This window comes from Streptomyces sp. NPDC057307, from assembly GCF_042667665.1.
Taxonomy (GTDB): domain Bacteria; phylum Actinomycetota; class Actinomycetes; order Streptomycetales; family Streptomycetaceae; genus Streptomyces.
Map to the genome: position 1 here is coordinate 75462 of NZ_JBHUZM010000009.1, position 18939 is coordinate 94400.

18 protein-coding genes and 1 riboswitch are annotated in these 18939 nt (G+C 70.4%); of the genes, 14 read left to right on the forward strand and 4 right to left on the reverse strand.

The window, feature by feature from the left end; all coding sequences use genetic code 11:
- Nucleotides 1-2: 2 nt before the first annotated feature.
- The 8 genes from ACFUN8_RS06000 to ACFUN8_RS06035 all read left to right on the forward strand — a co-directional run bounded on the left by ACFUN8_RS06000 (nt 3) and on the right by ACFUN8_RS06035 (nt 7754).
- Nucleotides 3-1322 carry an ADP-ribosylglycohydrolase family protein gene (locus tag ACFUN8_RS06000; protein ID WP_383632101.1) on the forward strand — a complete coding sequence of 440 codons (1320 nt, stop codon included), beginning with the start codon at nt 3-5 and terminating at the stop codon, nt 1320-1322.
- Nucleotides 1319-2374, forward strand: a complete 1056-nt coding sequence (locus tag ACFUN8_RS06005; protein WP_383632104.1) for a nucleoside hydrolase — start codon at nt 1319-1321, stop codon at nt 2372-2374. The genes ACFUN8_RS06000 and ACFUN8_RS06005 overlap by 4 nt, the downstream gene beginning before the upstream one ends.
- A gap of 33 nt (nt 2375-2407) precedes the next feature.
- The gene (locus ACFUN8_RS06010; protein ID WP_383632108.1) at nt 2408-3769 is read left to right on the forward strand and encodes an ABC transporter substrate-binding protein; all 1362 of its coding nucleotides are present in this window, start codon (nt 2408-2410) and stop codon (nt 3767-3769) included.
- A 64-nt stretch (nt 3770-3833) separates the two neighbouring features.
- Nucleotides 3834-4781 carry a carbohydrate ABC transporter permease gene (locus ACFUN8_RS06015; protein WP_383632111.1) on the forward strand — a complete coding sequence of 316 codons (948 nt, stop codon included), beginning with the start codon at nt 3834-3836 and terminating at the stop codon, nt 4779-4781.
- Between the two features lie 2 nt (nt 4782-4783).
- Nucleotides 4784-5662 (forward strand): carbohydrate ABC transporter permease, encoded by an 879-nt coding sequence (locus tag ACFUN8_RS06020; protein ID WP_383632114.1) that lies wholly within the window; start codon nt 4784-4786, stop codon nt 5660-5662.
- Complete coding sequence (locus tag ACFUN8_RS06025) at nt 5659-6504, forward strand: ribokinase (protein WP_383632117.1); 846 nt, start codon at nt 5659-5661, stop codon at nt 6502-6504. The genes ACFUN8_RS06020 and ACFUN8_RS06025 overlap by 4 nt, the downstream gene beginning before the upstream one ends.
- 8 nt (nt 6505-6512) lie before the next feature.
- Nucleotides 6513-6758 carry a hypothetical protein gene (locus ACFUN8_RS06030; RefSeq protein ID WP_383632120.1) on the forward strand — a complete coding sequence of 82 codons (246 nt, stop codon included), beginning with the start codon at nt 6513-6515 and terminating at the stop codon, nt 6756-6758.
- A 162-nt stretch (nt 6759-6920) separates the two neighbouring features.
- Nucleotides 6921-7754 (forward strand): hypothetical protein, encoded by an 834-nt coding sequence (locus tag ACFUN8_RS06035; RefSeq protein ID WP_383632123.1) that lies wholly within the window; start codon nt 6921-6923, stop codon nt 7752-7754.
- 55 nt (nt 7755-7809) lie between these two features.
- Here the strand turns inward: ACFUN8_RS06035 and ACFUN8_RS06040 are convergent, their stop codons facing one another.
- From ACFUN8_RS06040 to ACFUN8_RS06050, 3 genes are all read right to left on the reverse strand, one after another.
- Nucleotides 7810-8151, reverse strand: coding sequence for a DUF4387 domain-containing protein (locus tag ACFUN8_RS06040; RefSeq protein WP_383632126.1), 342 nt, complete (start codon nt 8149-8151; stop codon nt 7810-7812).
- A complete protein-coding gene (locus ACFUN8_RS06045; protein WP_383632129.1) occupies nt 8148-9527 on the reverse strand; it encodes an acyclic terpene utilization AtuA family protein in 1380 nt (459 codons plus the stop codon). The genes ACFUN8_RS06040 and ACFUN8_RS06045 overlap by 4 nt, the downstream gene beginning before the upstream one ends.
- 109 nt (nt 9528-9636) lie before the next feature.
- A complete protein-coding gene (locus ACFUN8_RS06050; protein ID WP_383632132.1) occupies nt 9637-10926 on the reverse strand; it encodes an MFS transporter in 1290 nt (429 codons plus the stop codon).
- 187 nt (nt 10927-11113) lie between these two features.
- Here ACFUN8_RS06050 and ACFUN8_RS06055 point away from each other — a divergent pair, with 187 nt between their 5' ends.
- The 4 genes from ACFUN8_RS06055 (at nt 11114) to ACFUN8_RS06070 (ending at nt 14608) form a co-directional block, all read left to right on the forward strand.
- Complete coding sequence (locus tag ACFUN8_RS06055) at nt 11114-11857, forward strand: GntR family transcriptional regulator (RefSeq protein ID WP_383632135.1); 744 nt, start codon at nt 11114-11116, stop codon at nt 11855-11857.
- Between the two features lie 182 nt (nt 11858-12039).
- Entirely contained in the window at nt 12040-12999 is a 960-nt protein-coding gene (locus ACFUN8_RS06060; protein ID WP_383632138.1) for a 5-dehydro-4-deoxyglucarate dehydratase, read from the forward strand.
- 59 nt (nt 13000-13058) lie between these two features.
- Entirely contained in the window at nt 13059-13217 is a 159-nt protein-coding gene (locus tag ACFUN8_RS06065) for a hypothetical protein (RefSeq protein WP_383632140.1), read from the forward strand.
- Nucleotides 13218-13270: 53 nt separating this feature from the next.
- A complete protein-coding gene (locus ACFUN8_RS06070) occupies nt 13271-14608 on the forward strand; it encodes an enolase C-terminal domain-like protein (protein ID WP_383632143.1) in 1338 nt (445 codons plus the stop codon).
- A gap of 41 nt (nt 14609-14649) precedes the next feature.
- Here the strand turns inward: ACFUN8_RS06070 and metE are convergent, their stop codons facing one another.
- Complete coding sequence (gene metE / locus ACFUN8_RS06075) at nt 14650-16974, reverse strand: 5-methyltetrahydropteroyltriglutamate--homocysteine S-methyltransferase (RefSeq protein WP_383632146.1); 2325 nt, start codon at nt 16972-16974, stop codon at nt 14650-14652.
- 159 nt (nt 16975-17133) lie between these two features.
- A riboswitch (cobalamin riboswitch) is annotated at nt 17134-17355 on the reverse strand.
- A gap of 141 nt (nt 17356-17496) precedes the next feature.
- On the opposite strand from metE, the gene metF reads away from it, so the two are divergent.
- Both metF and ACFUN8_RS06085 read left to right on the forward strand, forming a co-directional pair.
- Nucleotides 17497-18423, forward strand: coding sequence for a methylenetetrahydrofolate reductase [NAD(P)H] (gene metF / locus ACFUN8_RS06080; RefSeq protein ID WP_383632149.1), 927 nt, complete (start codon nt 17497-17499; stop codon nt 18421-18423).
- On the forward strand, nt 18420-18887 hold the full coding sequence (locus tag ACFUN8_RS06085) for a GNAT family N-acetyltransferase (protein WP_383632152.1): 468 nt from the start codon (nt 18420-18422) through the stop codon (nt 18885-18887). The genes metF and ACFUN8_RS06085 overlap by 4 nt, the downstream gene beginning before the upstream one ends.
- The last annotated feature ends 52 nt before the right edge of the window (nt 18888-18939 follow it).

Here is an 18939-nt window from a genome sequence, read left to right on the forward strand (position 1 = left end):
TCGTGCACGACGTACTTGACCCACGCGATCTCGTCCCCGACGAAGCCGAACAGCTTCTGTCGTCGGGCTACGCGGCGCGGGAACTGCTCAACGAGGCCCGTCGGGCCGCCGCGGCCGACGACCTCGCCGCGCTGGCCTCCATATCGGAGGCGCTCGCCACACTGCGGCGCTCCACCGGATGGGACTTCGACGAGCCGTCCGACCCCCAGGAGATCTGGGCGGCGCTCGCCCCGGCGGCACCCGCCCGGCCCGCCGTCGCGGAACAACTGCCCGGCCGGCTGGCGGGCGCCTGGCTGGGGCGGTGCGTGGCCAACACGATGGGCAAGCCCGTCGAAGGACTCACGCGGGACGAGGTCGGCATCTATCTGCGAGCCGTCGGCCAGTGGCCGCAGACCGGCTACATCCCCCTGCTGGACGAACTGCCCGCAGGGGTCAGCCACTTGCATGAATCGGCCCCCTACGCGGCGGGCGGCCGCTTCGACGCCGTCCCGCGTGACGACGACCTGGACTGGACGATCCTCGGCCTGCACCTGCTGGAGACGTACGGCAGCGGCCTGACGACCGAGGACATCGGCCGCGAGTGGCTCGACCGGGTCCCCTTCACCCAGACGTTCACGGCGGAGCGGGCGGCGTACCGCAACCTCATCCGCGGTCTGAAGCCGCCGCACACCGCCACCCATGACAATCCGTACCGTGAATGGATCGGCGCGCTGATCCGGACGGACGTCTACGGCTATGTCCGGCCCGGCGATCCGCGCGCCGCCGCGAAGCTGGCGCTGACCGACGCGGTCCTCTCCCACACCGCCAACGGGATCTACGGCGCCATGTGGTCGGCCGCACTGGTCGCCGAGGCCCTCGTCTCCACCGAGCCGATCGACGCCCTGCGCGCCGCACTCACCGTCGTACCGCCACGCTCCCGTCTCCACGCGAGCCAGACCGAACTGCTGCGCCTCGCCGAGCGGGGCGCCGACGAGGAAACCGCACAGCGCTGGATCGACAGCGAACTGGGTGGCTACAACTGGGTGCACACCGTCAACAACGCCGCCATCATCGCCGCCGCACTCCTGTGGGGCGAGGGCGACTTCGTCCGCAGCGTCGCCCTCGCCGTCCGCGCCGGCCGCGACACCGACTCGACAGCGGCGACGGTCGGCAGCGTCTTCGGCGCCCTGCACGGTCCTGACGCCGTACCCGCCCGGCTAGTGGAGCCGACCGGGGGAGTGGTCCGCAGCGCGGTCCGCGGTTTCGACCGGATCACCGTCACCGAACTCGCCGCCCGGACCGAAGTCGTCCGCGCCGCCTTCGAACAGGAAGTACGCGCATGACCGCCAACACGCCCACGACCCACACGCGCACGACCGGTGAGCACCTGACCGGCACCCGCAGGATCGTCATCGACACCGACCCCGGCCTGGGCGAACCCGGATCCGACATCGACGACGGCCTGGCCATCGCACTGGCCCTGCGCTCGCCCGAACTGACCGTCGAGGCACTGACCGTCGTCAACGGCAACGTCGACGTCGACACAGGAGTCGACGTCGCGAGACGCCTCACCCAGCGCCTGGACCATCCGGACCTCCCCGTCCTGCGCGGCGCCGACCGGCCGCTGCTGCGCGACATGGCCCCCCTCCGCGCCCTGTTCGACGATGTCGTCGGTGACCGTCCCGTCGCCCCCACGGCAGCGCGGGACCGGCTCGGACCGACCAGCGACCTGACCGCCGCCGCATACCTCGTGGAACTCGCGGCGGCGCATCCCGGCGAGATCTCGGTGGTCGCCATCGGCCCCATGACCAACCTCGCGCTGGCGCTGCGCCTCGACCCGGGGTTCGCGCGGAACGTGGCGGAGATCGTCATGATGGCCGGTTCCGCCACCGGGTACGCCCAGAACATCACCGTCGTCGGCGACTTCAACGCCTACGTCGACCCCGAGGCGCTCGCGATGGTCCTGGCCAGTGGCGCCCGGCTGCGCATGGTGGGCATCGACCAGACCTCCCGGGTACGTCTGACCCGCGACGACGCCGCCGTCCTGTCCCGCGGTGACTCCTTCGGCCGCTGGGCCGGAGAGTGCGCGCTGGCCTGGATCGACTTCCTGGCCAGGGCCTTCCCCCTGCGCGAGGAACACAGGGACGCCTGCTTCCTGCACGACCCGCTGGTCGTGGCGGCCGTCATCGATCCGTCCCTGTGCACCTGGGCCGACGCCCACGTGGCCACCGACACCACCAGCGAACTCGCCCGGGGCCTGGTGGTGGCGGACCGCGGACTCGCCCTCGCCCCGCCCCCCGGTCCCCCCAACGCATCGGTCGCCGTCGACACCGACGTGCCTGGCTTCGGCCGCCTCTTCCTCGATCGCCTCACCGGTATCTCCGCCGGCGATTGACCGCGATTCCCATGACCGTCAGAGAGGACCGTCATGAAGCTTTCCGTCCTTCCCCGCCCCGTCAGGGCGGCCACACAACTCGTCGGTGGCGCCGTCGCCGTGGCCCTGCTGGTCACCGGCTGCGGCTCCGGGTCCGACTCGTCCGGCAGCGCACAGCGGCCCGCCGGTCTCACCGCCGCGGACAACCTCAAGGATCCGAGCAAGCCGGTCACCATCACCTACGCCGGCGCCGCCTACTCGGCGGACGACATCAAGCCGGTGCTCGCGGCCTTCCACGAGGAACACCCGAACATCACCGTCAAGTACCAGGCGGTCCCGTTCGACCAGTTCAACAGTGTGCTCAGCACCCGGCTGAGCCGCCAGGACTCGACCCTCGACGTCTTCGACGTCGACATGCCCCGTACCGACGCCTATCAGGCACGGGGCTGGCTCACCGACCTGTCCTCGGCCTTCCCCGACCTGGCGGGCAAGGTCGACAAGACCTCGCAGGAGGCCGCGACCAGCGACGGAAAGCTCGTCGCGCTGCCCTACCAGACATCGAGCCAGCTTCTCTACTACAACAAGGCCCTCCTTAAGAAGGCCGGCGTTCCCCTCCCGTCGGCGAAGCCCGCCGACCGCCTGACCTGGGAGAAGGTCACCGCCGACGCCAAGAAGACCCAGCAGGCCGGCGCCAAGTGGGGACTGCTGTTCGATCAGGTCAACCGCTACTACCAGCTGCAGCCCCTGGCCGAGAGCCTCGGCGGCGGCTCGGGCGCCGGCGGTACCGAGGACCTCACTCCCGAACTGCAGACCGCGGGCTGGGAGAAGGCGATGACCTGGTACGGCTCGCTGTACAAGGACAAGATCTCCCCTCGGGGCGTACCGGTGGCACAGACCCCCGACCTCTTCGCCTCGGGCCAGGTGGCCTTCTTCCCGGGCGGCCCCTGGTGGGCGACCAAGTTCACCGACAACGCCAAGCTGGACTTCGGCGTCACCGCCTACCCGTACTTCAAGGACGGCAAGGCCGTCACACCCACCGGTGGATGGTCCCTCGGCCTGAATCCCGCGAGCAAGCAGGCCGTCGCCTCCGAGATCTTCATGAAGTACATGGCACTCGACAACGGCGGGTTCGCCCAGCACATGTCCAGCCTCGCCGTGCCGCCCTCCAACACAGCCGGCACAGCGGCCTTCTACGACCAGAAGGTCTTCAAGGACCCCCGCATGGCGGGCGCCGTCGAACTGACCAAGTACGAGCTGGCCAACACCGCGACACTGCGCGCCAGGACCGCCGGCTACGTCGAGTTCGAGGACACCCTGTCCAAGACCTTCGACGACATCAGCAACGGCGCCTCCGCGAGCAGCGCGCTGTCCTCCGCCACCAGCACGATCAACCAGGCATGGGCCAAGTACCGCTGACCCGTGTGAACCGACCGGCCGGAGCGAGCCGACAGAACTCCGGCCGGCGGGAGGGACATCCGCAATGACACTCACCACCCAGCCTTCGGAAGCCGGAGGGACAGCTCCGCCGCCACTCGGCAAGGGCAGCCTCCACCGGCGCAGGCTCGTAGGCAATCTCAGCGCCGCGGCCATCTTCCTGACGCCCGCTCTCGCGCTCATCATCGTGCTGCGGCTCGTCCCGGTCATCCAGGCCGTCAACGACGCCACCCACACCAGCCTGCCCGGCAGCACCCTGCCGCCACGCTCCGTGGGCCTGGACAACTTCACGGCACTCTTCCACTCCGAGGCCTTCTGGTCGTCCGTCCAGCAGACGTTGATCTTCAACGTCATCGTCAACCCGCTGCAGATCGCGCTGGCGCTCGCCCTCGCCGTACTCCTCACCCAGAACCTGCCGGCGACCGGCATCTGGCGCACACTGATCTTTCTGCCCGCCGCGGTCCCCATGACCGGTTCCGCGGTGGTGTGGGGCATCGCCCTGCGCCCGGACGGCCCCGTCAACGCGGGACTCGCCTCCGTCGGCATCGGCCAGCAGCCCTTCCTCACCGGACAGGGACAGGTCGTCGCGAGCCTCATCCTCATCGCAAGCTGGATCGGCGTCGGATACTGGATGATCTTCCTGATCGCCGGGCTCAACGACATCCCGGCCGTGTACTACGAAGCGGCCGCGATCGACGGTGCCGGGCCCCTGCGCCGGTTCTGGTCGGTGACGCTTCCCCTGCTCCGCCGACCGCTGCTGTTCGTGCTGGTCGCCGACACCGTCTCGAACTTCGTCCTGTTCGCGCCCATGCAGATCCTCACCGACGGGGGACCACAAGGAAAGTCGAACTTCCTGATGTACGACATCTTCCACAACAGCTTCGAGCTGTCGGATCCGCACACCGCCGCGGCGGAACTCCTCGTGCTGCTCGCCCTGATGATCGTCATCGTCGGGGTCCAGTTCCGGCTGCTGCGCAGCGCGGAGGGAAGCTGACCATGAACCGCGCCCCGCTTCCGCATCCCGCGTCCGCACCCGCCCGGGGACCCAGCAGGACAGGCCGGGTCGTCCTGGCCGTCGTCGCCGTCCTGGTGGCCCTCGCCTTCCTGCTGCCGGTGCTCTGGCTCATCGCCAGTACGTTCCGCACCGCCAACGAGACCTTCACCAGCAGTTCCTCCCTGAACTGGCACATGCTGTGGCCCGAGCACTGGACCCTGGGGAACATTCGATCGGCGGTCGACAACGGCTTCCTGCGCAACCTCTCCAACAGTGTGATCGTCGCCGCCCTGACCGTCGTTGTCGGCATCGTGATCTCCGCGATGGCGGCTTTCGCCCTGGCGGTCGTCGACTTCCCCGGCCGTAAATTCGTCTTCGGCATGGTCGTGCTGAGTTTCCTCGTACCTTTCGAAGCCATCGCCATCCCCCTGGCCCACACGTTCAGCGACTGGGGCCTCACCAACAGCATTCCCGCTCTTGTCCTGCCCGGACTCGGGAACGGACTGGCGATCTTCACACTCCGTCAGTTCTTCCTCGGCATCCCGTCGGAGCTGGCCGAAGCCGCACGCGTCGACGGCGCCGGATGGCCCCGGATCTTTCTCAGGATCTATCTCCCGCTGACCCGCCCGGCGCTCATCGGTACCGGTCTGATCCTCTTTCTCTTCCAATGGCAGGCCTATCTCTGGCCCATCCTCGTCACCACCACCGACGGCAAGGATCTCGCGCCCGTCGCCATCGCCAAGACCTTCAACGCGTTCAGCAGCGACTACGGCCGCGTGTTCGCCGAGACAGCCGTACTCGCGGTCATTCCCGCGGTGATCCTGCTCGGCCTGCAGCGCTACTTCGTCGCATCGGTCGCCACCACCGGGAGCAAGAATTGAACAGCGTAGCCGTGGTCGGATCCGCGAACCTCGACCTGGTCGCCCACACCCCCCGTCGCCCCGCTCCGGGCGAAACCGTCCTGGGCACCGGCTATCGGCAACACCCGGGCGGGAAAGGTCTCAATCAGGCGGCCGCCTCGGCGGCCATGACCACGACGGCGTTCGTCGGCCGCCGCGGATCCGACGACGCAGGCCGGGTGCTGGCGGCCGAGCTGGTACGGCACGGGGTCGACACCTCCCAGTTTCTCGCCGTGGAAGGACCCAGCGGACACGCCCTGATCACCGTGACGCCCGACGGTGAGAACAGCATCACCGTGCTCCCGGAGGCGAACCACCTGCTGCTGCCGGCCGACGTCACCCGGGCGCTCGACCTCCTCGCGCCTCGTCTCGTTCTCACCCAACTGGAGATCCCGCGGGAGACCACCGAGGCCACGGCACGGTGGGCGGTCACTCATGGCGTACGGCTGATGCTCAACGCCAGCCCCAGCGCCGCCCTGCCCGAACACGTCCTCGCCGCCGCGGATCCCCTCGTCGTCAACCTGACCGAAGCACGGCAACTGACCGGCGCCGACACCCCGGCGGACGCCGCGAGGCTCCTCGCGGAGCTGTGCGTGTCCGCCGTCCTCACCCTCGGTTCCGACGGGTCCCTCGTCGTGGAGAAGGGCCGGACGACCCACCTTCCCGCACCGAGTCTGACGCCCGTCGACACCACAGGAGCGGGCGATGTGTTCGCCGGTGTGACAGCGGCTCAACTCGCCCACGGAACCGGCCTCGCCGAAGCGGCGCGACAGGCGACCCAGGCGGCGGCCCGGGCCATCCGGACACCACGGTCCAGCCGATAGGAGCACCCGTGCACCTCAGAGACCACACACCACGTCGCACACGACACCTGCGAACCGCCGCAGCGGCCCTCGCCGGCGCCACATACCGACTGACCGCCTGGGTGAAGAACTCCGGGAACATCGAGCACGGCTGGCTCGGTGCCAGGACGGCCCGGGGAACCGTGATCAACGAGATCAGCCACGGCGGCAGCCCGGACTGGACGCGCTTCGTCCTCACGGTGAAGCCGGGCACGGCGACACAGCTCTCCCTGTAAGTCGGTTACTACGATCCGGCCGGCCAGAGCGCGTGGGAGCGGATCGACGACGTCACACTGCGGAGGATCGGCTGACCCGGCCTCGGAGCCGGGCCGGGGCAAGGGCGCCGATACTGGAGGCCGCACCGGACGACCGGCCGGCACCCGCGCAAGGAGACATCGGTGGACGACGAGAGCCCCAGCACGGACGTGACCCTGTGGGCCACGCTGGACGAGCAGGCCGGCGGGCCGAAAGGGGATCTCCTCGTCCACTGGTTCCGTACGGCGCTGGACCGGCTGTTCCCGGCGGACGCCGAGGCCGACTCGTACGCCCTGGTCACGCCGTCGATCGGCGGCGGGCGCGAGATCCGGGTCAGGGACGTCCGGGCCAACTGGCCGGAGCTCGCCGACGCGCTGCGGCCGCTGCCGTTCTACGCGGCGGCGGGCTTCCACGAGCCCTCCGAGGACGCGGGCTCCTGGGTCGACGTCGTCGGCCGCGTCGGCGGCACACAGACGGGCGGCGGCGGACACACCGAACTGTCGGCGGATCTCCGGGCCGGTGACCGGATCGCCGATCCCGGGTTCTGCGCGGGTCTCGTCGACTTCCTGGCCGAGGCCCTCGACGGAGCCAATCCGGCCTTCGCCCGGGTGGACCACCTCAACTCCCACGAGAGCACCGACCTGGAGGCCACCCTGAGACGCGCCCGGCGCAAGTCCCGGAGGGAGTCCCGCACCCTGCTGCGCGGCTACTCCTGGGTCACGGGCGTCCCCGCCGAACTGGCCGCCCGGCTCGGCGGCGCCCGCGCCCTGGCGGCGACCGGCGCCTTCCACGACGTACGGGAGCTGACCGGCGGCGGACTGCTGCTCCAGGCCGGCGACACCCTCGCCGGATACGACGAGCGGCGTATGTACGCGGTGTTCCGCGCCCTCGCACCGGTGCTCCCGCCGGGGCTGCCGAGCAGCGCCCCCGCCCGGCCCGAGCCGCGGGTGGTCTTCGAGGACGCGGCCGAGGTCTGAGCGCCAGAGGTCCGAGCGCCGGGGGCCCGGCGGCCTCGCCACCGGGCCCGCCGTGTCACCGCGCCGGGCGGCGCGGCCTGGCGGCCAACGAGGCCAGGGGAACGTGGTGTTGACCCGCGTGGATGTCACGATCCCGGAGGCTGCCCTGGCTGACGGGGCGTGGGTAGGAGACCTTGACGACGTTCAGGGACGGGATACGGAAGATCCGTACGTGATCGGCGCGGATCCCGTACAGGGAGGCGATGGTCTCCTCGTCGACGATCGAGGGGTCGGCCGCGAGGGCGTAGCCGTCGGCGTCACGCATGAACAGCTCCAACGTGACCCAGAACGGGCCGGCGTTCTTGGAACGGACCTCGATGGCGAGATCGCCGAAGGTCGGGACGGGGGCGTGGGTCATGCCGGGCTGCCCTTCCGGAACACGGTGCGGAACATGCTGGTGGGGGAGTCGGTGTCGACGACGTGCTGGAGAGCGAACTCGTACACGGGTCCACGCTCGGTCTCGGCGGGGGAGGTGGCGAAGGCCAGGCTCGGCAGGTACGGCATGTCGGGCAGCGGCAGGTGCAGCATGAGCGGGTTGGCGATCTTCGCGACGGCCGTCGCCGTGGCCTGCGCGGGGGCGCGCACCAGCAGCATGACGCCGACCTCGCGGGGTGGCCGGTCGGCCGGGTCGAGGTCTTCGAGGACGGCGTTGTGGCCGTAGAGCCGGATGTCGAAGTCGTACTCGGTGGCGTCGAGTCCGAGGGTGTCGGCGACGCGCTCGGTGAGGATCTTGCGCAGAAAGGCCGCCCACTCCTCGATGTTGGCGAGGATGTGGTCGTCACGGATCGCGGTGAAGGACATGGTCTCGTGGCCGACGAGCCGGGCTCCCTCCAGCTTGATCGTGTGCTGCTCGGCGGGGTGGAACAGCGATCCCTCGACCCGTACGCGCCGGTGGTCCAGGGCCGTGTACGAGGCTCCGGCGACGTCCAGCTCGCCCGCGGGTTCTCTCATACGGAAGGGGTCGACCGTCTCGTAGAGCATGTGGGCGGCGACCGAGAGGGGAGTGCAGGCGGCGTCCGGATCAAGCGGCTCGATGGTGAAGCCGTCGCGGTCCACGACGGCGAACACCCCGCCCGCGCGGGGGTTCGTGGTGCACTGGCCACCGCATTCGACGATCTTCGCGGCGTGCCAGGTGGGGCCGGGAGGCATGCCCTTCATCAGGGGGTACGCGGCCGCGACGGCGGTGTCGGTGGCGCGGCCGGCGAGTACGACGTCCGCCCCGCCGCGCAGGGCCTCCTCGATCGGCTCGTGCCCCATCATCCCGACGATGTGGCGGCAGTCCCGGAGGGTGGCCGCGTCGAGCGGGTTCGCGGGGGCCAGCGGGTGGATCGCCCGTGACTCCAGGCGGTCGAGGAGGAAAGCGGTGTCCTGCTCGCTGTAGATCGTGGCCACGGTGAGGCCGAGGCGCTCCTCGTCGAGGATGCCGGCGACGATGCGGGCGACCCAGTCGACGCCGGAGTCCGTACCGGAGGTGCCGCAGGAGCCGACGATCAGCGGGATGCCGGCCCGGGACGAGGCGCGCAGCAGGATACGCAGGTCGCGTGCGACCGCGGCCGCGCTCGTTTTGGCCGTGCCGGATCCGAGGTAGAAGGGGCCCGAGTCGGTCGATCCCCCGTCGACGGCGATGACGTCGGCACCGAGTGCGATGCCGCGGTCGACGGTGGCCGGCGCGAATCCGGCGCCCAGCATGCCTGCCGGTACCAGGATGCGTACGGCGTCGATGGAACTGCTCACAGATGGTCCTTCCGGTTGTGCGGTCGAGAAGGTGGCGCGGCGACGACGCGGACCGGTGACGACGCGGCCCGGCCGCCGCCGTGGCCGCCGGTCTCCGCTCGTGGCCGGCTCAGAGAGGGGCCGTGGTGGGGGCGGTGGCGGGGGTGTCGTGGTGGCGTCGGAGGGTGGCGACCCGCAGGACCGCGGCGACGGCCAGGGCCGTCAGCACCGCCACGTCCGCCAGCAGGAACTGCCAGCCGGTCACATCGACCATCGCCCCGACCAGCGCGGGGCCGATGAACCCGCCGGAGGCCCAACCGACTGTGTAGAGGCCGGTGTAGGTCCCCAGTACCTGGGAGGACGGCGCCAGGTTCCACAGGACCACCGAGGCGTTGATGATGAAGCCGGCGGCGCCGACCGCGCCCACCGACAGGGCGACGACGGTGCCGGTCGGTGTCGGTACGAGTGCGCCGCCGACGAGGGCGGCGCCGAAGAGTGTCACGCCCAGTGCCATGGTGCGGATCCGGCCCACGCGCTCGGCCAGGAAGGCGGCGGGGTAGGCCGCGAGGAGGAAGGCGATTCCGCTCGGCAGGGTCAGTGCGCCGGCGTCGCCTCGGGAGAGCCCGAGGGTCTCCATGCCGTACGGGGTGATGAGCGCGCGGGAGGCCGCCCACGCCCCGCCGAAAAGCAGGATCGCCACGATCGTGAGCAGCCGGCTGCGGTCCCTGTCGCGCAGGATGTCCCGGATGATGTCGGGCATCCGGGTGGCAGGCGCGGAGTTGGGCTTCCTGTCCTCGGCCAGGGCGAGTTGATAGCCGCGGGAGCGGTTGTCCCGTACGCGCCAGACGAGAACCGCGGCGCTGGTCAGCATCAGCGCGGACGGCACCGAGAACGCCAGCGTCGGATGGTCGTCCACCAGCAGCGCGCTGAGCAGCGCGGAGACGATCACGGTCAGGCCGGCGGCGCTCTTGACCGCCGCACTCGCCCTGCTCCGCCGCTCCGGCTCGATGAAGTCGGGCAGCAGCGCCTCGCCGATCGGTTTGAAGCTGTTCGCGATCACCGCGTAGAGGAAGATGACGGCGATCAGCGTGGGCAGGGCGGACGCGAGGGGGATCACCGCGAACACCAGGGCGGCGACCGGCATGCCCACGGCCAGGAAGGGTATGCGGCGGCCCCATCGGGTCCGGGCGTTGTCGGACCGGTTGCCCATCCAGGGCTGGATGAAGATGCCCAGCAGGTTGTCCATGCCCATCACCAGCCCGACGACCGCCGCGCTGGCGATGTGCTCGCGCAGCATCGGGGGCACCTGGGCGTCGTAGAAGTTCCACGTGGACTCCTGGGCGAAGACGGTCAGCGCGATGAAGAACGTGATCCGGCCGGTGGCGGTGTGCCGATCGGGCGGCGTGTCCACTGACGTCATCACGAACCTCCATCGACCACGGTGTCGTCAGGCGGGGCAGGGCAGGGCAGGGCGGGGCGGGGCGGGGTTGGGGCAGGCAGGGCCCGGTGGGGCTCTGCCGTGCTCGGGCTGCGAGGAGAGTATTTTGCTATAGCATCGAGGTCAAGCTGTAGTGCAGGGATTTGCTGTGGGGCCATAGAATGCGCGGGTGACTACCGACCGAGCCGGCTCCGCGCCGCGCGAGACGCTCGCCCAACGCGCCTACCTCGCCGTCCAGGGCGCGATCTCCGGCGGTGAACTCCGGCCCGGCGAGAAGATCACCGAGCGTGGCCTGGCCGAACGGTTGTCGATGAGCCCCACGCCGGTCCGGGAGGCCATGCGCCGACTGGAGCAGAACGGCCTGATCGACCGGGTCGGCCCCCGTACCGTCGTCGTCGCGAACATCGGCGGCGCCGCCGTCCAGGACCTCGCCGAGGTCGAGGTGGCGCTGCGCGGTCTGGTGGCACGGTTCGCGGCCCGCCACGCGACGCCCCGTCAACTCGACGCGCTCGACGAGCTTCTGGACCGGGCGGACGACCTGCTCATCGTCATCAAGCAACGTCATGCCGACGGCCGCGAGACGGACAAGCATCTGAACTCGCTGCTCGATGTCATCCAGCACTTCAACGACGGCGTCGAGGCGTGCGCCGGTAATCCGGTCCTTGTCCAACTCCTCGACCAGTCAAGGGTGTTCTCGCGCGGTGAGCGCAGGACCCGGCTGCTGCGGCACGTCGCCGTCAACGATCAGTTCGGACTCGACCGGTACAACAGCCATCGGGCCCTCGTACGCGCGCTCCGCGCGGGAGACTCCGCCGCCTCCGAACAACTCGCCATCGACGACGCCCGTGGCGGGCTCCACGATCTGCGGCACGAGCCGGACCTTCTCCGGCACCGGGCGGGCCCCACCGCGTAACGCGCCGGGCCCGGTCCGCCCCCGGGGCCGGTGAACCACGCCGTGGGGTCGTGGGCCCGTGGGTCTGTACCGGGCGCCCCATTGACTCCGTGCCGGGCCGCCCATTGACCTGCCCTGTTCATGGTTCTAGCCTGCATTCTCATACGTAGACATCAGCTACAGGGGAAAGCAGGGCCGGATCGATGGCAGGGCTGAGCGTGGGGACCGAAGATGTGGCGCAGCGACTGCGCGATGCGATGGCGAGCGGAGTGCTGTCCTTCCCGGTGACGAGTTTTCACGAGGACGGCGCGCTCGACCTGGAGGGCTACCGGGGATACCTGGCCGCCCAACTGGCCTCCACGCCGGGTGCGGTGTTCCCCGCCTGTGGAACCGGCGAGTTCAGCGGGCTGAACGAGGATGAGTACCGTGCGGTCGTGACGGCCACCGTCGAGGTCGCCGACGGCCGGCTGCCCGTCGTCGCCGGCGTCGGCTACGGCTGGGCGCAGGCACTGCGGTTCGCCCGGATCGCGGAACAGGCGGGCGCCGACGCCCTGCTGGTCATGCCCCACTATCTGGTCGAGGCCCCGCAGGACGGCCTGGTGGAGCAGTTGCGCCGGATAGCCGACGGCACCCGGCTGCCGCTCATCGCCTACCAGCGCGGGCCGGTCACCTTCACTCCGGAGGGGCTGCGCCGGATCGCGGACATCCCCACCGTCATCGGCCTCAAGGACGGCCACAGCGACCTCGACCGGCTCCAGCGCCTCACCCTGGCGGCGCCCGACGGCTTCCTCTTCTTCAACGGCGCCGCCACCGCCGAGATCCAGGCACGCGCGTACGCCACGGTCGGTGTCCCCGCCTACTCCTCAGCCGTCCACGCCTTCGCCCCCGAGATCGCCAACACCTTCTTCGCCGCGCTGCGCGACGGTGACGACGCGACCGTGAACAAGCTCCTGCGCGACTTCTACGTCCCGTTCGTCGAACTGCGCGACCGGGTGCCGGGCTACGCCGTCGCGCTGGTCAAGGCCGCCGCCCGGCTGCGCGGCCTGGCCGTCGGTCCCGTACGCGCCCCCCTCATCGACCCCGGCCCGGCCGACCTCGCCGACCTGGCGAAGCTCCTCGACGACGGCCTGGACCTGGTCGGCGCCGTACGACGACGCGCCTGAGCCACGCGCCGGCGCCGTCACGAACCACAGTGCGACGCACAGTTCGAAGGGGAACCGCCATGCCTCTCGTCGTCGCCGGGATCAGTGTCCTGATCCCGCTGCTTCTCATGACCAGGCTGCGACTGAACGGCTTCGCGGCCCTTCTCCTCGTGGCGGTCGGCGTCGGCATCGTCCAGGGCATTCCGCCGGAGAGGATCCCCGACGTCCTCAACCTCTGAAGTCCCCGAGCGGCCTCCCACCCCCGTACACCCTCGTCCGTAAGGTTTCCCTGATGAGCATCAGCAGCCAGCCGACCGTCACCGTGCTCTCCGTCTACCCGGTCGCCGGCCGGGACAGCATGGAGCTGAACCTCTCCGGCGCGCACGGGCCCTACTTCACCCGCAACGTGGTGGTCCTCCAGGACTCCGAAGGACGCACCGGACTCGGCGAGGTGCCCGGCGGGGAGAAGATCACGCAGACGCTGCGGGACGCCGAGTCCCTCGTGCTCGGCGCGAAGGTCGGCGACTACAAGCGGGTCCTGCGCGAGATCGGGGACCGGTTCGCGGGCCGGGACTCGGGAGGCAGGGGCGGGCAGACCTTCGACCTGCGGACGACGGTCCACGCCGTCACCGCCGTCGAGTCGGCGCTCCTCGACCTTCTCGGACAGCACCTGGACGTGCCCGTCGCGGCACTCCTCGGCGACGGACAGCAGCGCGACTCCGTACGCGTGCTCGGCTACCTCTTCTACGTCGGTGACCCCGACCGGACCGACCTGGAGTACGTACGCGAACCCGGCGCGGCCGAGGACTGGTACCGCGTCCGGCACGAGGAGGCCCTGACACCGGAGGCCGTCGTGCGCCAGGCCGAGGCCACCCACGAGCTGTACGGCTTCCGGGACTTCAAGCTCAAGGGCGGTGTCCTGGACGGCGCCGAGGAGGTCAGGGCCGTACGCGCCCTCAAGGACCGCTTCCCCGAGGCCCGGATCACCCTCGACCCGAACGGCGCCTGGTCGCTGCGCGAGGCGGTCGAGCTGTGCCGGCCGCTGGTCGACACGCTCGCCTACGCGGAGGACCCGTGCGGAGCCGAGGACGGCTACTCGGGCCGGGAGATCCTGGCCGAGTTCCGCCGCGCCACCGGGCTCCCCACGGCCACCAACATGGTCGCCACCGACTGGCGGCAACTGACCCACGCCCTGGCCCTGCAGTCGGTCTCCATCCCGCTCGCCGACCCGCACTTCTGGACCATGCAGGGGTCGGTGCGCGTCGCCCAGCTCTGTCACGCGGCCGGACTGACCTGGGGCTGCCACTCCAACAACCACTTCGACATCTCCCTGGCCATGGTGACCCACTGCGGGGCCGCGGCTCCCGGCGACTACAACGCCCTCGACACCCACTGGATCTGGCAGGAGGGCCTGGAGCGGCTCACCACGGCCCCGCCGCGCATCGTCGACGGCGAGATCGCCGTCCCGGACGCTCCCGGGCTGGGCGTCCGGCTCGACATGGACCGGCTCCTCGCGGCCCACGACCTCTACCGGGAGAAGGCACTCGGCGCCCGCGACGACGCCGCCGGGATGCGCTACCTGGTCCCCGACTGGAAGTTCGACGCGAAGCGCCCCTGTCTGGTGCGCTGAACGCCCGGGGGCACGCGACGCGTGCCCCCGGGCCCGTCGGGTCAGGAACCGTCGGCGGCCAGCTCCGCGCGGATCTCACGGGCGGCGGTGACGAGGTTCTCCAGGGAGGCCCTGGTCTCCGGCCAGCCACGGGTCTTGAGCCCGCAGTCCGGGTTCACCCAGAGCCGGTCGGCGGGGATCGCCTCAAGTCCCTTGCGGAGAAGGGCGGTTGCCTCTTCGGCGCTGGGGATGCGGGGGGAGTGGATGTCGTAGACGCCGGGCCCCGCCTCACGCGGGTAGCCGTGTGCGGCGAGTTCGCCCGCGACCTGCATATGGGAGCGGGCCGCTTCGAGGCTGATGACGTCGGCGTCCAGGTCGTCGATGGCCTGCACGATGTCGCCGAACTCCGCGTAGCACATGTGGGTGTGGATCTGTGTCTCCGGACGGACGCCGGCGGTGGTGAGGCGGAACGACTCGGTCGCCCAGGCCAGGTAGTCGGCGTGGTCCGTGGAGCGCAGCGGCAGCGTTTCGCGCAGCGCGGGCTCGTCGACCTGGATCACCGAAGTGCCTGCCGCCTCAAGGTCGTCGACCTCGTCGCGCAGGGCGAGCGCGACCTGGCGGGCGGTGTCGCCGAGCGGCTGGTCGTCACGGACGAAGGACCAGGCGAGCATCGTGACCGGCCCGGTGAGCATGCCCTTGACCGGCCGGTCGGTGAGTGACTGCGCGTACGACGTCCAGCGCACCGTCATCGGCTCCGGGCGCGAGATGTCTCCGGCGAGGACCGGCGGGCGTACGTAACGCGTGCCGTACGACTGCACCCACCCGTGCCGCGTGGCGACATAGCCGGTCAGCTGCTCGGCGAAGTACTGCACCATGTCGTTGCGTTCGGGCTCGCCGTGCACCAGGACGTCGATTCCCGTCTTCTCCTGGAAGGAGAGGACGTCGCGGATCTCTTCCTTGATCCGCTCCTCGTATCCGGCGGTGTCGATCAGCCCCTTGCGCAAGTCGGCGCGCGCGGTGCGCAGTTCGGTGGTCTGCGGGAAGGACCCGATGGTGGTCGTCGGCAGAAGCGGCAGGTTGAGGTGCGCCCGCTGGGCGACGGTGCGCTCGGCGTACGGCTGCGAACGCCGGCCGTCCGCGTCGGTGACGGCCGCGACGCGGGCGCGCACGGCCGGGTCACGGGTGAGCGCCGAGCCCGCGCGGGAGTCGAGAGCGGCGCGGTTGGCGGCGAGTTCGGCGGTGATCGCGCCGGTGCCCTCGGCCAGGGCGCGGGCCAGCGTCGCCACCTCGGTGCTCTTCTGGCGGGCGAACGCCAGCCAGCGGGCGACCTCCGGCGCGATGTCGCTCTCGGCGGTGGCGTCGAGCGGGACATGCAGGAGGGAGCAGGACGCCGAGACGTCCACCCGGTCGGCGAGGCCGAGCAGCGTGCCGAGAGTGGCGAGGGACTTCTCGAAGTCGTTGATCCAGATGTTGCGTCCGTCGACGACACCCGCGACCAGACGCTTGCCGGTCAACCCGCCCACGGCCGCGAGGCTTTCGAGATTCGCGGCACCCGATCCGGTGAAGTCCAGGGCCAGACCTTCGATCGGGGCCTTGGCGAGCACCGGAAGCGCGTCGCCGAGCCGCCCGAAGTAGGAGGCGACGAGCAGCTTCGGCCGGTCGGTGGCACCGCCCAGATCGCGGTAGGCGCGGGTGGCGGCGTTCAGCTCCGCCGGCGTCCGGTCCTCGACCAGCGCGGGTTCGTCCAGCTGCACCCAGTCGGCGCCGGCGGCACGCAGATCGGCCAGGACCTCCGCGTACACCGGCAGCAGCCGGTCCAGCAGCGTCAACGGCTCGAAGTCCGCCGCCACGCCCGGAGCGGGCTTGGCCAGCAGGAGATACGTGACGGGGCCGAGGAGCACGGGCCGGGCGGTGAGACCGAGCGCGAGGGCTTCCTTCAACTCGGCGACCTGCTTGGCGGAGTCCGCGGCGAAGTCCGTGTCCGGCCCCAACTCCGGTACGAGGTAGTGGTAGTTGGTGTCGAACCACTTCGTCATCTCCAGCGGCGCCACGTCCTGCGTGCCGCGCGCCATCGCGAAGTACCCCTCCAGCGCGTCGGCGTCGACCGCCGCACGGTGCCGCGCGGGAACGGCGCCCACCATGACGCTGGTGTCCAGCACATGGTCGTAGTACGAGAAGTCACCGGACGGCACTTCGTGGATACCGGCGTCGGCCAGCTGCCGCCAGTTCGAACGGCGAAGCTCGGCGGCGGTGCCGCGGAGGGCGTCGGCGTCGACGCGGCCCTTCCAGTAGCCCTCGACGGCCTTCTTCAGTTCGCGGTTCTGTCCCTGGCGGGGGTAGCCGTACACGGTGGCCCGTGCTGCCGCGGCTGCGGACTGCGCTGTCACGGAACTCTCCTTCGCGAGATGTGTCCTGAACATCCCGGAGACGGGACGCGGACGCGAAGGGACGACCGATCGTGCGGACGCCTCGCGCGAATGCCACGCGTGCCGCTCGATATGTACGCCGACCCGCCCACGAGGTCACCGGAATGACCGCGCGCGATCGGTCGCGCACGGGCAACGGGCAGGTCTTCGGACTCGTGGGCCCGTCCCGTATCGCTTACGAGACACCTACTGGCCGTCGCTTCCCAGACCCGGCCGGGCCCAGTGCGTATGACGGCGGTCGTTCCCACTCACCGCTGCGGGGCAGTCCCGGATTCCCACCGGGTTCCCTCTTGCGACGTCCTGCCTGGCGGACAGGAGCGAACCAGCTGCACTGAACAGCCTACGGGGGACGGACGGCGCCCACACACCCCTGCTCACCATCCGGACGTGGGGCCGGCGTGCTGCCGGAAGCGGGTATCGCGTATCGGGTATCAGCAATCGGACGACGGTCGGATCGCAAGTGGCAGCCATTAACCTGCGCTCATGGCTCTCGGTATTCCCAGCACAAGGGCGGACCACGCCCTGTCCATCCGCGACCTCCTCGCCGCAGGGGGCCGTAGCTACTCCTTCGAGTTCATGCCGCCACGCAGCGCGGCGGCCGAAGCCGGGCTGTGGACGGCGATCCGAAGGCTGGAAGCACTCTCACCGGACTTCGTCTCGGTGACATACGGCGCGGGCGGTTCGACGCGCGGCCGCACCATCGGCATGACCGGACGGATCGCCCAGGAGACGACGCTCACCCCGGTCGCCCACCTCACGGCGGTCGACCACAGCGTCGCGGAGCTGCGCAACATCCTCGGCCACTACGCCGACCAAGGCGTCCGCAACATCCTCGCGTTGCGCGGCGACCCGCCCGGCGACCCGCTCGGCTCCTGGACGAAGCACCCGCAGGGGGTCGAGTACGCGTCGGAACTGGTCGAGCTGATCAAGGAATCCGGCAACTTCTGTGTCGGCGTCGCCGCCTTCCCCGAGATGCACCCGCGCTCACCCGACTGGGACAGCGACATCCGCCACTTCGTCGACAAGTGCCGCGCCGGAGCCGACTACGCGATCACCCAGATGTTCTTCGACGTCGACGACTACCTGCGCTTCCGCGACCGGGTCGCGGCCGCCGGGTGCCCGACGCCGATCATCCCGGAGATCATGCCGGTCACCACGATCCGCTCACTGCGCCGCATCCCGAGCCTCAGCACCGCGGTCTTCCCGGCGGGGCTCGCCGAGCGGATGCTCGACGTCGAGGACGACCCCAAGGCGGTCAGGGCGCTCGGGATCGACCACGCCACCGAGATGTGCCGTCGGCTGATCGGCGAGGAGGCTCCGGGTCTGCACTTCATGACCATGAACTTCTCCAAGGTGACGACGGAGATCTACCAGAATCTCGACCTGCGGCGGGAGCAACCGAAGAGATGATCTCTCTCCGTGAAGTGCGCGACAGCGACTTGAACATCTTCTGGGAGCACCTGTCCGACCCCGCGGCGCAGCACGTGGCCGCCGTCACCAGGAAGTACCACTACGACCGGGGGCACTTCGACGACCACTGGGCGAGGATCCGGGCCCGCCCGGATGTGCTGATGCGTACCGTGCTCGCCGACGAGGAGGTGGTCGGCCATGTCGCGGTGTACGGGCCTCCGGACGAACGCGAGGTCACGTACTGGATCGACCGGGCGCACTGGGGCCGGGGGACGGCCACGGCGGCGCTCGCGGCACTGATCGAACTCGCCGGAACGCGGCCGTTGTACGCCCACGCGGCGGCGGACAACACGGGTTCGATCCGCGTACTGGAGAAGTGCGGCTTCGTCGTCACCGGACAGGGAAGGGGCTTCGCCCAGGCCCGCGACGGCGAGATCGACGAAGTCCTCCTCACCTTGAGCTGAAATCCTCGGGGTTCAACTCCCGGGCGTGGAGATCATTCGCGTGAACCGTGAT

Bases quoted from the DNA above. Each gene is read 5' to 3' on its own strand.
- ACFUN8_RS06005 (WP_383632104.1), top strand. From the start codon at position 1,319: ATGACCGCCAACACGCCCACGACCCACACGCGCACGACCGGTGAGCAC.
- ACFUN8_RS06010 (WP_383632108.1), top strand. From the start codon at position 2,408: ATGAAGCTTTCCGTCCTTCCCCGCCCCGTCAGGGCGGCCACACAACTC.
- ACFUN8_RS06015 (WP_383632111.1), top strand. From the start codon at position 3,834: ATGACACTCACCACCCAGCCTTCGGAAGCCGGAGGGACAGCTCCGCCG.
- ACFUN8_RS06020 (WP_383632114.1), top strand. From the start codon at position 4,784: ATGAACCGCGCCCCGCTTCCGCATCCCGCGTCCGCACCCGCCCGGGGA.
- ACFUN8_RS06040 (WP_383632126.1), bottom strand. From the start codon at position 8,151: ATGACCCACGCCCCCGTCCCGACCTTCGGCGATCTCGCCATCGAGGTC.
- ACFUN8_RS06050 (WP_383632132.1), bottom strand. From the start codon at position 10,926: ATGACGTCAGTGGACACGCCGCCCGATCGGCACACCGCCACCGGCCGG.
- ACFUN8_RS06060 (WP_383632138.1), top strand. From the start codon at position 12,040: ATGGCAGGGCTGAGCGTGGGGACCGAAGATGTGGCGCAGCGACTGCGC.
- ACFUN8_RS06065 (WP_383632140.1), top strand. From the start codon at position 13,059: ATGCCTCTCGTCGTCGCCGGGATCAGTGTCCTGATCCCGCTGCTTCTC.
- ACFUN8_RS06070 (WP_383632143.1), top strand. From the start codon at position 13,271: ATGAGCATCAGCAGCCAGCCGACCGTCACCGTGCTCTCCGTCTACCCG.
- metF (WP_383632149.1), top strand. From the start codon at position 17,497: ATGGCTCTCGGTATTCCCAGCACAAGGGCGGACCACGCCCTGTCCATC.
- ACFUN8_RS06085 (WP_383632152.1), top strand. From the start codon at position 18,420: ATGATCTCTCTCCGTGAAGTGCGCGACAGCGACTTGAACATCTTCTGG.